Annotated in this window: 14 protein-coding genes and 1 other annotated feature; of the genes, 9 read left to right on the forward strand and 5 right to left on the reverse strand. The window is 27.2% G+C overall.

The window, feature by feature from the left end:
- The first annotated feature begins 664 nt into the window (after nt 1-664).
- From CRIB_RS00830 to CRIB_RS00850, 5 genes are all read left to right on the forward strand, one after another.
- Nucleotides 665-1,477, forward strand: a complete 813-nt coding sequence (locus tag CRIB_RS00830; RefSeq protein WP_180702691.1) for a polysaccharide deacetylase family protein — start codon at nt 665-667, stop codon at nt 1,475-1,477.
- Between the two features lie 83 nt (nt 1,478-1,560).
- Nucleotides 1,561-1,803, forward strand: a binding site (T-box leader).
- 108 nt (nt 1,804-1,911) lie between these two features.
- Complete coding sequence (locus CRIB_RS00835; RefSeq protein WP_180702692.1) at nt 1,912-4,575, forward strand: valine--tRNA ligase; 2,664 nt, start codon at nt 1,912-1,914, stop codon at nt 4,573-4,575.
- A gap of 298 nt (nt 4,576-4,873) precedes the next feature.
- Nucleotides 4,874-5,521, forward strand: coding sequence for a YitT family protein (locus CRIB_RS00840; protein ID WP_243633546.1), 648 nt, complete (start codon nt 4,874-4,876; stop codon nt 5,519-5,521).
- Between the two features lie 136 nt (nt 5,522-5,657).
- A complete protein-coding gene (locus CRIB_RS00845) occupies nt 5,658-6,281 on the forward strand; it encodes a PH domain-containing protein (RefSeq protein WP_180702693.1) in 624 nt (207 codons plus the stop codon).
- A gap of 45 nt (nt 6,282-6,326) precedes the next feature.
- Nucleotides 6,327-6,662, forward strand: a complete 336-nt coding sequence (locus tag CRIB_RS00850; RefSeq protein ID WP_180702694.1) for a hypothetical protein — start codon at nt 6,327-6,329, stop codon at nt 6,660-6,662.
- Nucleotides 6,663-6,809: 147 nt separating this feature from the next.
- On the opposite strand, the gene CRIB_RS00855 is transcribed toward CRIB_RS00850, so the two are convergent.
- Nucleotides 6,810-7,463 carry a YczE/YyaS/YitT family protein gene (locus tag CRIB_RS00855; RefSeq protein ID WP_180702695.1) on the reverse strand — a complete coding sequence of 218 codons (654 nt, stop codon included), beginning with the start codon at nt 7,461-7,463 and terminating at the stop codon, nt 6,810-6,812.
- A 150-nt stretch (nt 7,464-7,613) separates the two neighbouring features.
- On the opposite strand from CRIB_RS00855, the gene CRIB_RS00860 reads away from it, so the two are divergent.
- The gene (locus CRIB_RS00860) at nt 7,614-8,924 is read left to right on the forward strand and encodes a bifunctional folylpolyglutamate synthase/dihydrofolate synthase (RefSeq protein ID WP_180702696.1); all 1,311 of its coding nucleotides are present in this window, start codon (nt 7,614-7,616) and stop codon (nt 8,922-8,924) included.
- Between the two features lie 49 nt (nt 8,925-8,973).
- On the opposite strand, the gene CRIB_RS00865 is transcribed toward CRIB_RS00860, so the two are convergent.
- Nucleotides 8,974-9,222, reverse strand: a complete 249-nt coding sequence (locus tag CRIB_RS00865) for a TIGR03905 family TSCPD domain-containing protein (RefSeq protein WP_180702697.1) — start codon at nt 9,220-9,222, stop codon at nt 8,974-8,976.
- A gap of 122 nt (nt 9,223-9,344) precedes the next feature.
- Here CRIB_RS00865 and CRIB_RS00870 point away from each other — a divergent pair, with 122 nt between their 5' ends.
- Nucleotides 9,345-10,211 (forward strand): beta-propeller fold lactonase family protein, encoded by an 867-nt coding sequence (locus CRIB_RS00870; protein ID WP_180702698.1) that lies wholly within the window; start codon nt 9,345-9,347, stop codon nt 10,209-10,211.
- Nucleotides 10,212-10,213: 2 nt separating this feature from the next.
- On the opposite strand, the gene CRIB_RS00875 is transcribed toward CRIB_RS00870, so the two are convergent.
- The 3 genes from CRIB_RS00875 to CRIB_RS00885 all read right to left on the reverse strand — a co-directional run bounded on the left by CRIB_RS00875 (nt 10,214) and on the right by CRIB_RS00885 (nt 11,478).
- Entirely contained in the window at nt 10,214-10,750 is a 537-nt protein-coding gene (locus CRIB_RS00875; RefSeq protein ID WP_180702699.1) for a DUF4364 family protein, read from the reverse strand.
- A gap of 263 nt (nt 10,751-11,013) precedes the next feature.
- The gene (locus CRIB_RS00880; protein WP_180702700.1) at nt 11,014-11,217 is read right to left on the reverse strand and encodes an alpha/beta-type small acid-soluble spore protein; all 204 of its coding nucleotides are present in this window, start codon (nt 11,215-11,217) and stop codon (nt 11,014-11,016) included.
- Between the two features lie 96 nt (nt 11,218-11,313).
- Complete coding sequence (locus tag CRIB_RS00885; protein ID WP_180702701.1) at nt 11,314-11,478, reverse strand: hypothetical protein; 165 nt, start codon at nt 11,476-11,478, stop codon at nt 11,314-11,316.
- 123 nt (nt 11,479-11,601) lie between these two features.
- Here CRIB_RS00885 and CRIB_RS00890 point away from each other — a divergent pair, with 123 nt between their 5' ends.
- Nucleotides 11,602-12,366: a polysaccharide deacetylase family protein gene (locus CRIB_RS00890; protein ID WP_180702702.1), complete on the forward strand. Its 765-nt coding sequence runs from the start codon at nt 11,602-11,604 to the stop codon at nt 12,364-12,366.
- Nucleotides 12,367-12,462: 96 nt separating this feature from the next.
- Nucleotides 12,463-13,098: a single-stranded DNA-binding protein gene (locus tag CRIB_RS00895; RefSeq protein WP_180702703.1), complete on the forward strand. Its 636-nt coding sequence runs from the start codon at nt 12,463-12,465 to the stop codon at nt 13,096-13,098.
- Nucleotides 13,099-13,110 lie beyond the last annotated feature (12 nt).

A 13,110-nucleotide genomic window follows, 5' to 3' on the forward strand; every position in this document is an offset into this window, starting at 1 on the left:
AAGAATATATTTAGGAGGTACTGTATAAATTCAATAAATCTAAATAAAAAATACTTGAAGACTATAAAATGAAGCTTTAAATGAATTAGTAAATTTGATAATAGGAAGATAAGATTTAATATATAAATGATTTTCCACTAAAGAGTACTTGTCAAGTATATATTTAAAAAAATTAGTAAAATTAATAATTGATTTAATATGAATTATAATTATCCTAAATCCAATATATAAGTATGATGTAGACATTAAGTATATGTTATACGAAGTTCTAAATCTAAATGAAGTAAAGCCAACCCATATTATAAGTATTTTATCTAATACATGTACCCATTGTGAAGAAAAAAAAATAAATTAAGCATATTTAGCAAGAGACAAGCATAATTATTGTAATGAGAATGAGATATGTAGTGCTTATGAAGAGGTATATCAAAATGTAGTCTAGATGCTATATCAGACAAGTTTAAGTTTATACCTAGTAGTAAATCTATTGAAGAATGATAAATATTTTAAATCCTAAAGCTAAAGTTTCATTTATAGGATTATATTTTGATGGAACTAGAGCGTGTAGATAGGTAGTAGAAAAACAAAATATTAAAAACTTTCAATAGAAATTTTAAACTATACAGATGATCAATGTTATAAATTAAAGAAGGAGTATTTGGGGATGAAATATAATTTTAAGGGGAGTTACAAATTAGCATTTACTTTGTTATTAATAGTATTATTATTTGTAGGATTAATTAAAAATATGTTTATAAGTAAAGATAATGATATAAGTTATTATGATAATGAAGTATATAGAAGTATAAAAACTAATACTATAACCGAAATAATGAATAAGGTTTTAGAAAATTCAAAAAAGGATTCTGATATAAATTATGATAAGGTAGCTTATATAACTATTGATGATGGACCATCGAACTACACTGATAAGATATTAGATATATTAGATAGAAATAATGTTAAGGCAACTTTTTTTATGATAAATAGAAACATGAATACATATAAAGATGAAGTTATAAGGATACAACAAGAGGGGCATGGAGTTGGATTTCATAGCGTAAGTCATGATGTAGAAACATTATATAAAACACCAAAATCTACTCTTGAAGAGTTTTCTATATGTAGGGACACATTTAAGGAAATAACAGGTGAAACATCAAATCTAATAAGAATTCCATATGGCAGTAAACCTTATACGCCAGAAGAATCATATAAAATATTAGTTGAAAATGGATTTTTAGTATGGGATTGGAACTTGGATACAGAAGATTGGAAATCGACAACTGACAATATTGTAAGTAATGTTCTATTAAATGGAAGAAATAAAGATGATTTAGTTTTATTAATGCATGAGAAAAAGCAAACGGTTGAAGCCTTAGAGTATATTATAATGGTATTAAAGGAAAGAGGATATCAAATACTTCCAATAACAGAAGATAAGGAAGCAATGAATTTTTGGAGCCAAAACTTATAATAAATATATTTAAAAAGTACATATATTATCATAAGTAATTGACAATAATAATGTTAATTAGATATAATTAAAAATAAATTAAATATAAAACTGTGATGAAGAGGAGTATGTAAATACTGCTAAAAGAGAGGAAAGTTCATAGGCTGAAAGATTTTCCAAGTATAGATTTACAGAAGGTAGCTTCGGAGTTTCTAGGCTGAAATAATAGTAAGTTTAGACGGTGAGAATCGATAAAATCTATTGAGAGTCATGATTTTATTATTTATTTATACAGTAAATATATAAACATGGAATTAAGGTGGTAACGCGAGCTTTTCGTCCTTATTTATGGGATGAAGGGCTCTTTTTTATGCTCAATATATTTGAGTAAAATAGATTTCACTAATAAATATGAAACAAAGTAATTTATTACATAAAACTAAGGAGGAAATGAAATGGAAAATACTAATTTACCAAAAACGTATAATCCAAAAGACTTTGAATCAAGATTATATTCAAAGTGGGTTGAAGATGGTTTATTTAAATCTAAGCCAAACCCAAATAAGAAGCCATTTACAATAATGCTTCCACCGCCAAATATAACAGGACAATTACATATGGGACATGCTCTTGACCATACTTTACAAGATATACTTGTAAGATGGAAGAGAATGGATGGATATGAAACATTATGGCAACCAGGAACTGACCATGCTTCTATAGCAACAGAAGTTAAGGTTGTTGAAAGAATAAAAGAGCAAGAAGGAAAAACAAAGTACGAATTAGGAAGAGAAGAATTCTTAAAGAGAGCTATGGACTGGAGAAATGAATTTGGTAGAAAAATAGTAGACCAAATGAAACAGTTAGGAGATTCTTGTGACTGGGATAGAGAAAGATTTACAATGGACGAAGGATGTAACGAAGCTGTTACTGAGTTCTTTGTGAAACTTTATGAAAAAGGTCAAATATACAGAGGAAACAGAATAATAAACTGGTGTCCAGATTGTAAAACAACTTTATCAGACGCTGAAGTTGAGCATGAAGAGCATGATGGAAAGTTCTATCACATAAAATACCCAATAGCAGGTAGTGATGAATTCTTAGAAATAGCTACAACTAGACCTGAAACAATGTTAGGAGATACTGGTATAGCTGTAAATCCAGAAGATGAAAGATACAAGCACTTAGTAGGTAAGCATGCAATACTTCCGTTAATAGGAAGAGAACTTATAATAGTTGCTGATGATTATGTAGATTTAGAGTTTGGTACAGGAGCAGTTAAAATGACTCCAGCTCATGACCCTAACGACTTTGAAGTAGGTCAAAGACATAATCTTGAAAAGATAAATGTAATGAACGAAGATGGAACAATGAATAAGTTAGCTGGTAAGTACGAAGGTATGGATAGATATGAGTGCAGAAAGCAACTTATAGCTGACTTAGATGAAGCAGGATACTTAATAGCTATAAAAGACCACAACCATAATGTAGGTTCTTGTTATAGATGTAAAACTGTTGTTGAGCCAAGATTATCAGATCAATGGTTCGTTAAGATGGATGAATTAGCTAAACCAGCTTTAGAAATACTTAGAAATAAGGATTTACAATTCGTACCTGATAAATTTGATAAAACTTATACTCAATGGTTAGAAAACATAAGAGATTGGTGCATATCAAGACAATTATGGTGGGGTCACCAAATACCTGCTTACTACTGTCAAGAATGTGGTGAAGTAGTGGTTGCTAAAGAAATGCCAAAAGAATGTAAGTGTGGACATACTCACTTCAAGCAAGATGAAGATGTACTTGATACATGGTTCTCTTCTGCATTATGGCCTTTCTCAACATTAGGATGGCCACATAATACAGAAGAATTAAATTACTACTATCCAACAAGTGTACTTGTTACTGGATATGATATAATCTTCTTCTGGGTAGTAAGAATGGCATTTGCAGGAATGTTCTGTATGGGAGAAACTCCATTTAAGCATGTATTAATACATGGACTTGTTAGAGACTCTGAAGGTAGAAAGATGAGTAAATCTTTAGGAAATGGTATAGATCCATTAGAAGTAATAGACCAATACGGAGCTGATGCATTAAGATTCATGTTAGCTACAGGAAACTCACCAGGAAATGATATGAGATTCTACATGGAAAGAGTTGAAGCTGCTAGAAACTTTGCAAATAAATTATGGAATGCATCAAGATTTGTATTCATGAATATAGATGAAGAGATAATGAATGGTGTAACTAGAGAATCAGTTGAAAGCTCTATGACTTTAGCTGATAAGTGGATAATATCAAGAGCAAACAATGTTGTTAAAGAAGTTACAGATAACATGGATAAGTTTGACCTTGGAATAGCGGCTCAAAAGATATATGACTTTGCATGGTCTGAGTACTGTGACTGGTATATAGAAATAGTTAAGCCAAGATTATACTCTGATGATAAAGCTGCTAAGCAAACTGCTTTATATACATTAACATATGTATTAGAAAAGATATTAAAACTTCTTCACCCATATATGCCATTTATAACAGAAGAAATATACACTCACCTTCCAACTGTAGAAGGAAGCATAGTTATAGCACAGTTCCCTCATTACACTGAAGCTGATAATATGGCTAAGGAAGAAGAAATGATGAACTTAACAATGGATGGTATAAGAAATATAAGAAACGTAAGAGCTGAAATGAACGTACCACCATCAAAGAAAGCTAAGGTTATAATAGTTCCTACAGCTGAAAAGAAAGAAGCTATGGAAGCAGGTAAGGATTACTTTGTAACATTAGCATCTGCATCAGTTGTTGAAATAGTTGAAAATGAAAATAATATACCTGAAGATGCAGTAAGTGTTGTTATAGAAGGAGTTAAGATATTCATACCACTAGATGAATTAGTAGACTTCTCTAAAGAATTAGACAGATTAAATAAAGAAAAAACTAAATTAGAAGGTGAAATAAAGAGAGTTAACGGAAAACTTTCTAACCAAGGTTTCTTAGCTAAGGCTCCAGAGAGCTTAGTTAATGAAGAAAAAGCTAAAAAAGCTAAATTTGAAGAAATGATGAACTCAGTTCTTGAAAGAATAACGAATATAGAATCTAAAATGAAATAATTTAGATTAAAAACATATAAATCCTTAGCTAAAGTATAATAAATATATCTTAGCTAGGGATTTTTTTAGGCTCATGGATACTATAATACTTTAAAAGATAAAGATAAATTACGAATTTAAATCATATCGATAAACTGATTTTGATTGTAAAAAAGAGTTTGAGTAACGGACTAAGCCGTTAGCAAAAATAGAAATTCTAATAAAAGAATATAAAAAATAAAAATTTATGTACACATTGGCATTATACTAGGGTATATAATATTGTATATAAATAATTAAAACTATTAGGAGGGATATATTGCGGTATATAAAAAAAGAGACATTAAAAAGTATTTTATTAATAATTATAGGAGCAAGCATCTTATCATTTGGAAGCTATAATTTTAACTATCAAAATAATGTTACTGAAGGTGGAGTACTAGGATTATTATTATTAATGCAACATGTTTTTAATATATCTCCATCAATAACAAGTGTAATAATAGATTTTTCATTATTTGCTATTGGAACAAAATTTTTTGGAAAGAGATTTTTATTATATTCTGTTTTATCTACTATAACATTCTCAACTACTTACAAAATATGGGAAAGTGTAGGTTTTTTAATTCCTAGTTTTACAAATAACATGTTAATAGCAAGTATATTAGCAGGTATAGGTGTAGGAGTAGGTGTTGGACTTGTAGTTAGAGGGGGAGGAGCATCTGGAGGAGATGATGTAATAGCTCTTTTAGGTAATAAACTTCTTAAACTAAAAGTTAACCATGTTTACTTAGTAACTGATGCAATAGTTCTTTTAATGTCATTAGTTTACTTAGATATAAAACAAGTATTTTTCTCAATAATAGCAGTTACAATAAGTGGAAAAATTATAAGTATAATTTATAAAGATGATGAAGACAATAAAGATAATATAGAAGAAATAGATGATGTAATTATATATGAATAATAAAAAGCTATGAGTTTATGCTCATAGCTTTATGTATAAATAAAGGAAGAGAAGAATAATTAATAATTAAAATGCTTAAATTTATTATTATATAATAAGTTAATAGTATTAAATTATTAAAAATAGGAGGAGTAAAATGGCAGGAAATTTATTTGGAAAAATGGCAGCAGATACATTAGGATTATCAGATATAGGAAAAATAATATCACCTAAGGATTTTGATAAAGTTGATGGTGATGATTACATAATGAATGAAGATGGGGAGAAAATCTATTTCGTAATAAAATCAAAATCAGATGAGTATGTATTCACAAATAGAGGCTTATTACATGTAGATGGGACTAGTGCAGTAAGTAAAAAAAGAGTAGTAAAGAGACATGACTTTTACTATGAAAAAGTACATTCAGTAACATTAGAAACAGCAGGTACGATAGATCTAGATATAGAAATAAAATTTAGCTTTGGAAACAATTCATTTAGTATAGACGTTGATAAAAAGCAACTAGAACAGTTAAAAGATTTATACAAAGCATTAGTTGAGATAGGAAGAATACAAGGAAAAAATAGTACATCTATTGAAGATGGTATGAACGGCCTTAAGATGGCTAATGAAGCAATATCAAGAAGTTCACTACAAGGAAATGCATCAGAAATAGTAAAGGAGTTAACGAATTTTAACTTTAATTGGATGCAGAATATAAGAAATGAATACAACAACAAAGATTTTGGATATGTTTTTGAAAAATATATAAATAACTAATTAATATATAAAGTACGATTCAAATAAAATTTTAGAGGTAACTATATGGCAAATCATGAATTTGGAATTATGCAAAATCAACCTATGAATAAAGAACGATTTGGTGAATATGAACCCAATAAATATGATTGTATTGTAGTTGATGACAACTTTATTGACCCGATTTTAATAGATTTACAAAAGGTAGATTGTTATTGGCATACTCTTCAAAATCCAGCTAAAGGTCTTGCATATTATGGTATTACACTTATACCACCTGAATCAATGGATATATTAATAAAAGCTTTATTATTACAAGATAAATTAGAATATACAGATTTGATTTCTTTAGTTAATCAAGCAAAAGAAGAAAATAAATATATAATTCATTTTGGAATATAAATTATAATATGTATTTGAATGGTAAATAGGTATTTTATTATTAAAATCCATAAATATGTTATTAACTGAAAATAGCAATTACATTAGACGAAAATTTTCTAATGTAATTGCTATTTTTATATAAGAATTAACAGAAATATACATTATTTATGCAGTAGTTACTTCTGTTTTTTGAGATAATTTACAAAATACATAATTACATGGTTTTTGTAAATATTGAATCATAGGCCCTATTGCTAAAATAATTATAATTGTACCAATTCCAATAGTACCCCCTAAAATAAATCCAAGTACAAGTCCGATTGATTCAGATGTAATCTTAGACATCATTAAAGACAAGTTAAGCTTAGACTTTATTGCTAACATAAAGTAATCAAGTGGAGTATTAGGTAGTTTAGATACTAAATATATAGATATACCTATACTTATTATAGGTAAAGCTAAAATAAATACAGCAAACTTCATTAAAGTCTCTGTTATAATGATATCACCTAAAAATAACATCCAGAAATCTATAAATAATCCTAAAAATATAGAAGTTATCATAGTTGCAATATTAGGAAATTCTTTTCTAATTATTCCGCCTATAATTATTTGTATAAATGCTACAATATTCATGCATAGTCCAATTGATAAACCAGTCTTCTCACTTAATCCAATATTTACAGCATCCCAAGGTCCATTTCCAAAGTTAGAAATAGCTATAATAGATATACCAAGAGCCATAATAAGAAGTCCAACTAAGAAAAATACTATTCTAAGTTTTAAATTAGTTTTGTCAAATTTTAAAGTACTTTCCATTAAATCCTCCCAATAAAATATATTTATTATATACATTATACATTTTTATACACCAAATGCAAAACTTATAAAAATATATTATAATAAAATATATGGAAAATTTCTAAATTATACAATACATTATCTGAATAAAATACTTAAGGGGGAAAAATGGATTATCAAGAATCATTAAAATACATAGAAGAAAGTCATAAATTTGGAATTAGGCTAGGTTTAGATAATATGTCTAAATTATTGGAACTTTTAGGAAATCCGCAAGATAAATTAAATATAATTCATGTTGCAGGAACTAATGGAAAGGGATCAACATGTTCATTTATAACTAGCATATTAAAAGAAGCTGGATATAAAGTAGGATTATATACATCTCCATATTTGGAAACTTTTACAGAAAGAATAAGAATAAATGGCGAAAATATACCAAAAGAAGATGTGGCTAGAATAGTTACATTGATAAAAGAAAAAATAGAACAAATGGTATCAGAAGGGTATAGTTATCCAACTGAATTTGAAATAGTAACTACAATGGCATTTTATTATTATTATGAACAAGGCGTTGATTTTGTAGCCCTTGAAGTCGGACTAGGTGGTAGATATGATGCTACAAACATAATAAAAAAATCAGATTTAAGTGTCATAACATCAATAAGCTTAGACCATGTAGGCATATTAGGAGATACAGTTGCTAAAATTGCCTATGAAAAGGGTGGAATAATAAAGGAAAACGGAGTAGTTGTAGTTTATGATCAAAGTGATGAAGCTAAGAATGTAATAAAAGACATCTGCAAAGAAAAGAGTGCAAAATACATAGAAGTAAAATTTGATGATATAAATATAAAGCAATCTGACATAAATTCTCAAGTGTATGACTGCACAATAATAGGAGAAAGATACGAAGATTTAGAAATCAAATTAATAGGAGAGCATCAAGTAAATAATTCGATACTAGCGTTAAGTGCAATTGAGATTTTAAAACAATTAAAACACTTAAACATAAATGAAGATGATATAAGGCGTGGACTTATAAATACAAGATGGCCAGGTAGAATAGAAAAAATACTGGATATACCTACATTTATAATAGATGGAGCGCACAATGAAGATGGAGCCAGATCTTTAGCTAAAGCAATAGATAAAAACTTTAAAGGTAAAAAAGCTACTCTTTTAATAGGAATGTTAGAAGATAAAGATATAGATGGTGTTTTAGAAATACTTATGCCTTATTTTGATAAGGTAATAACAACTACGCCAGATAATGATAGAGCAATAAACAGTGAGATTTTAAAGGAAAAAATATCTAAGTATATAGATAATGTTATATCTAAAGAAAATATAGAGGATGCAGTAAACTATACTTTAAAAAATGCAAAAGAAGATGATATTATTATAAGTGCAGGATCTTTATATATGATTGGAACAGTTAGAACCCTATTAAATGATAGAATAATGTTAAATTACTAAAATATAAAAGGTGGTATTAACCACCTTTTTTTATTTTAAATATTAGTATTTATTTTAGGTTTTCGTTGATAGCTTTAGATAATTGATCCGGGCAAGATGTAACTTTTCCGCCACATGGTATATTAGCTAATTTATTAGCAACATCATGTGCATTTTGACCAATTACTAAACTTTTAAGTCCTAAAAGGTTACCAGGACATCCTCCTGTAAAATCGATACTAGTTATGATATTATTATCATCAACCTCGAAAGATATTTCTCTACAGCAAACACCACTAGGTTTAAATGTGATTTTCATAAAATAAACTCCTAATTATAATAATATAGTTAACATAATGATACACAAAAGAAAGGTATAATACAAGCACTATATGCAATATATTTCTATAGTATATATATTATAGGAGGGAGGGTGATTACTTGAAGGTATATGTTTCTAATTATCTATCAAGAAGTATTAGTATACTAGATTACTCAACTTTGGAATTTGAAAGAGATATAAAGCTAGATGAAAATATATATCCACATAACTTTTGTATAGATAAAGAACAACAATTAGCATATATACCAAGCTCATTAGATGGAGAGTTATACGTGATTGATTTATCAATAGGAAAAGTTATAGATGATATATCTATTGGAGGAAAATTAGCCAATATAGCATTGTGCAATGGAGAATTATTTATATCAAATGAAGATTCAAATAGCATTTATGTATTAGACGTAAAAACATTAAATCCTATAGGAGTAATTGGTGTAGATAATATGCCACATGGATCTGATATAGATTGTATTAATAATAAATTGTATGTAGCTTGTATAAATTCGATAATTTGTATAGATACATACAATAAAAGTATATGTAAAAAAATTGAGACAGATTTTAAAGCATGGCATGTGAAATTAGATAGAAATAGAAAAGAAATATATACATCAACGCTAGATGGAAAAGTTGTAGTAATAGATGAAGAAAGCTTAAAAATAACAAAGATAATAGACAAATTTTTGTTACCAGTTCAAATTTGTTTTAATTATGATGCTAAAAAAATATATATAGCGGATATGGGCCATAAGAAAGTAATAATATTAGATTATGACACTGGTGAAATATTAGACTATATAGATATAAATGGAGATCCCCAAGGACTTTATATATCAAATGATTATAAATTATTATTTATATCGGACACTAAAAATAATTTAATAAAAATATATAAAACATCAGATAATACATTAATAAAAAATATAAAAGTAGGAAAAGAGCCTACAACAATACTTTGTGTGTAGGCTTAGTGATTTTCTTTTATTAATAAGTCTATAATTTCTGCATACATATAAGATGCATTCTTTTTCCAATTATTACAGATTTGTTGAGCTTGTTTCTCTGAAGAAACATTTAAGTTTAAATCTATTAAGCTAGATTGATTTTCTATGACTCTTAAATTAACAATAAATTCATTGTTATTTTGTTGAATAAAACTTGATTTTACTTCAGTATCAGATAGTAAACTTTGTTTATTAAGAGTAATATAATCATCTATTTTCTTAGTAACATCTTCTGGAATTCTAGATAAAAAGTATTCTAAAATCTCAAGTCCTTTTTGAGTAAGAGAATAATATTCTCTATCAGATTCTTTATATGTAGTTAAAAATTTAGATTCCATAAGCTGAGATAAAAACTGTTGAAGAGAAAAATAATTCATCATTTCAGTTTCTAGAACAACTTGCGTTATTTGAGAATTAGTTAAATCCATATTAATTTTATCTAAAATATATAAAATTAAAAGCTTATGAGAAGCTAATTCTTCAGATGAGTTTTCAAACATAATATCATCCTCCGTAAACTATTTCTATATAATATATTAAACTAAAATATGTAAAAATAAAAGTAGAATTTATATATTATTATTATAAGTATATTTTATATATTAATTATTCTAAGCAATTAATTTAATTATTTATTTTTATAAAATATTTTATATAAAATTTTATCAGATAACACTTAAAATAAGTGAAATTTTATTTATTTTGGAAATAAAAAGGCTACCAATTGGTAGCCTTTTTTACTTGAGTGTCAAAATCTACTATACTACTTGCCAGCCATTTGTTGTTCAGCTAATTCAACTAATTTCTTAGTCATATAACCACCAACATATCCATTTTGTCTAGCTGTTAAGTTTCCTTTGTCAACAGTATCGTAGTTTGCTAATCCTATTTCGTTAGCTATTTCTAACTTCATTTGATTTAAAGCTGCTTTAGCTGCTGGAACTACAGTTTTGTTATTGTTTGACATAGTAAATTTCCTCCTTGGATGATAGTTAACAACATCTTGTGTTGTTATTTATAATGTTCCCTGAAGTTTAAGAAAATATACAAAAGTTTAAAAAATTTATTTATATTTTTTATCAATTTTTATTTTTTTATCTTTACGTATACCTTCTTGTATTCCGTGGGCCTCTCTTAAATAATGTCTGTTTTCAAATTTTATTGTTTGTCTTCCAGTTTCAACTTGATGACCTTTAAGGTTACCAAACTCACTTCTAATATTTGACATAAAATACACCACCTTTATTTAAGATTACTTTTAAGTTGCCCAAATAATTAATTTATTTTTATAGTAATTTTTTGAAATTAAAAAAATAAAGTTTATTAAATAGATTTTTAAAGGAGGTGTGATATGAAATTAAAATCGGGTAGAACTAAATCTTTATTTTCAACTGTATCTTTTTTAATATTAACCATGGTATTGTTATTCGGTATGGTTTATGGAATAAGATACGTCTGTTATAAGCAGGGTGATACAAATATGCCTATATACAAGGTAGATACAGATGATAAAAAAATAAGTTTAAGTTTCGATGTTGCTTGGGGTTCCAATAATATCGATGATATTTTAGAAATATTAGATAAACATAATGCAAAAGCAACTTTCTTTTTAGTAGGAAGCTGGGTAGATGACAACAAAGAATTAGTAAAGAAGATACATAGTAAAGGTCATGAATTAGGAAATCATTCAAATACTCATTCAAATACAACAGCTTTATCAGATGAAGATATAGTAGAAGAGATTCAGATAACATCAGATAAGATATCAAATTTAGTTGGAGAAGAAGTAAGTTTATACAGACCACCATTTGGTGAGGTAGATGATAAAACTATAGACATATGCAAGTCATTAGGATATCAAGTTATAAAGTGGGATATAGATTCATTAGATTGGAAAGAGATAGGTTCGCGCCATATAGTAGATAGAGTTGTTAGAAACTCACAGCCAGGATCTATAGTATTATTTCATGCAAATGTAAATGGTGTGAAATATTATTTAGATGATATATTAACTAAATTAGAAGAAGATAATTATGAAATGGTAACAGTATCAGAGTTAATATACCCAGATAATTATACTGTAGATAGTAATGGTGTTCAAAAAATAAAAAAGTAAGTTGTAATAAAAAGTGTTGTACATAAATATATTTATTATATAGATTTTAAAAATTATGATAAAAGAATATCAATTAACAATTTTGGGGGGATAAAAATGATAACTGTAAAAGAAGATACGAACATAGTTAATTTAAAAGGGAGGATAGAAAATAACTTACAATTTAGTCATGAAATATTTGGAGAAAAATTTTATACTACTAAAATAAAAATAAATAGACTTAGTGATTCATATGATGTTTTACCTATAACTATATCGGAAAGATTATTAGAAGAAATAGATTTAAATGAAAATAAATTAGTTAAAGTTACAGGACAATTAAGATCTTATAACAAAAATATAGATAATAAGAATAGATTAGTATTAACTGTATTCGCAAGAGATATAAAGATAGAAGACGAAGATAATAAAGATCCAAATAGTATATTCTTAGATGGATATGTATGTAAAGAACCAATATACAGAAAAACTCCGCTAGGAAGAGAAATAACTGATTTATTAGTAGCTATAAATAGACCATATAATAAATCTGATTACATACCATCGATAGTATGGGGAAGAAATGCAAAATTTGCTAAGAGTTTAAAAGTTGGCGATAGAATACAAATGTGGGGAAGAGTTCAAAGTAGAGAGTATGAAAAGAAACGTGAAGATGGTGAAGCAATCAAAAAGGTTGCTTATGAAGTTTCTATTTCAAAAATAAAGAAAATGTCAGAAAATAATAATGATTAAAACTTTTTTACC

This window comes from Romboutsia ilealis (assembly GCF_900015215.1).
GTDB lineage: Bacteria > Bacillota > Clostridia > Peptostreptococcales > Peptostreptococcaceae > Romboutsia > Romboutsia ilealis.

Excerpts from the sequence above, each read along its gene's own strand:
- CRIB_RS00830 (WP_180702691.1), top strand. The coding sequence starts at position 665 with ATGAAATATAATTTTAAGGGGAGTTACAAATTAGCATTTACTTTGTTA.
- CRIB_RS00835 (WP_180702692.1), top strand. The coding sequence starts at position 1,912 with ATGGAAAATACTAATTTACCAAAAACGTATAATCCAAAAGACTTTGAA.
- CRIB_RS00845 (WP_180702693.1), top strand. The coding sequence starts at position 5,658 with ATGGCAGGAAATTTATTTGGAAAAATGGCAGCAGATACATTAGGATTA.
- CRIB_RS00850 (WP_180702694.1), top strand. The coding sequence starts at position 6,327 with ATGGCAAATCATGAATTTGGAATTATGCAAAATCAACCTATGAATAAA.
- CRIB_RS00855 (WP_180702695.1), bottom strand. The coding sequence starts at position 7,463 with ATGGAAAGTACTTTAAAATTTGACAAAACTAATTTAAAACTTAGAATA.
- CRIB_RS00860 (WP_180702696.1), top strand. The coding sequence starts at position 7,614 with ATGGATTATCAAGAATCATTAAAATACATAGAAGAAAGTCATAAATTT.
- CRIB_RS00865 (WP_180702697.1), bottom strand. The coding sequence starts at position 9,222 with ATGAAAATCACATTTAAACCTAGTGGTGTTTGCTGTAGAGAAATATCT.
- CRIB_RS00875 (WP_180702699.1), bottom strand. The coding sequence starts at position 10,750 with ATGTTTGAAAACTCATCTGAAGAATTAGCTTCTCATAAGCTTTTAATT.
- CRIB_RS00880 (WP_180702700.1), bottom strand. The coding sequence starts at position 11,217 with ATGTCAAACAATAACAAAACTGTAGTTCCAGCAGCTAAAGCAGCTTTA.
- CRIB_RS00885 (WP_180702701.1), bottom strand. The coding sequence starts at position 11,478 with ATGTCAAATATTAGAAGTGAGTTTGGTAACCTTAAAGGTCATCAAGTT.
- CRIB_RS00890 (WP_180702702.1), top strand. The coding sequence starts at position 11,602 with ATGAAATTAAAATCGGGTAGAACTAAATCTTTATTTTCAACTGTATCT.
- CRIB_RS00895 (WP_180702703.1), top strand. The coding sequence starts at position 12,463 with ATGATAACTGTAAAAGAAGATACGAACATAGTTAATTTAAAAGGGAGG.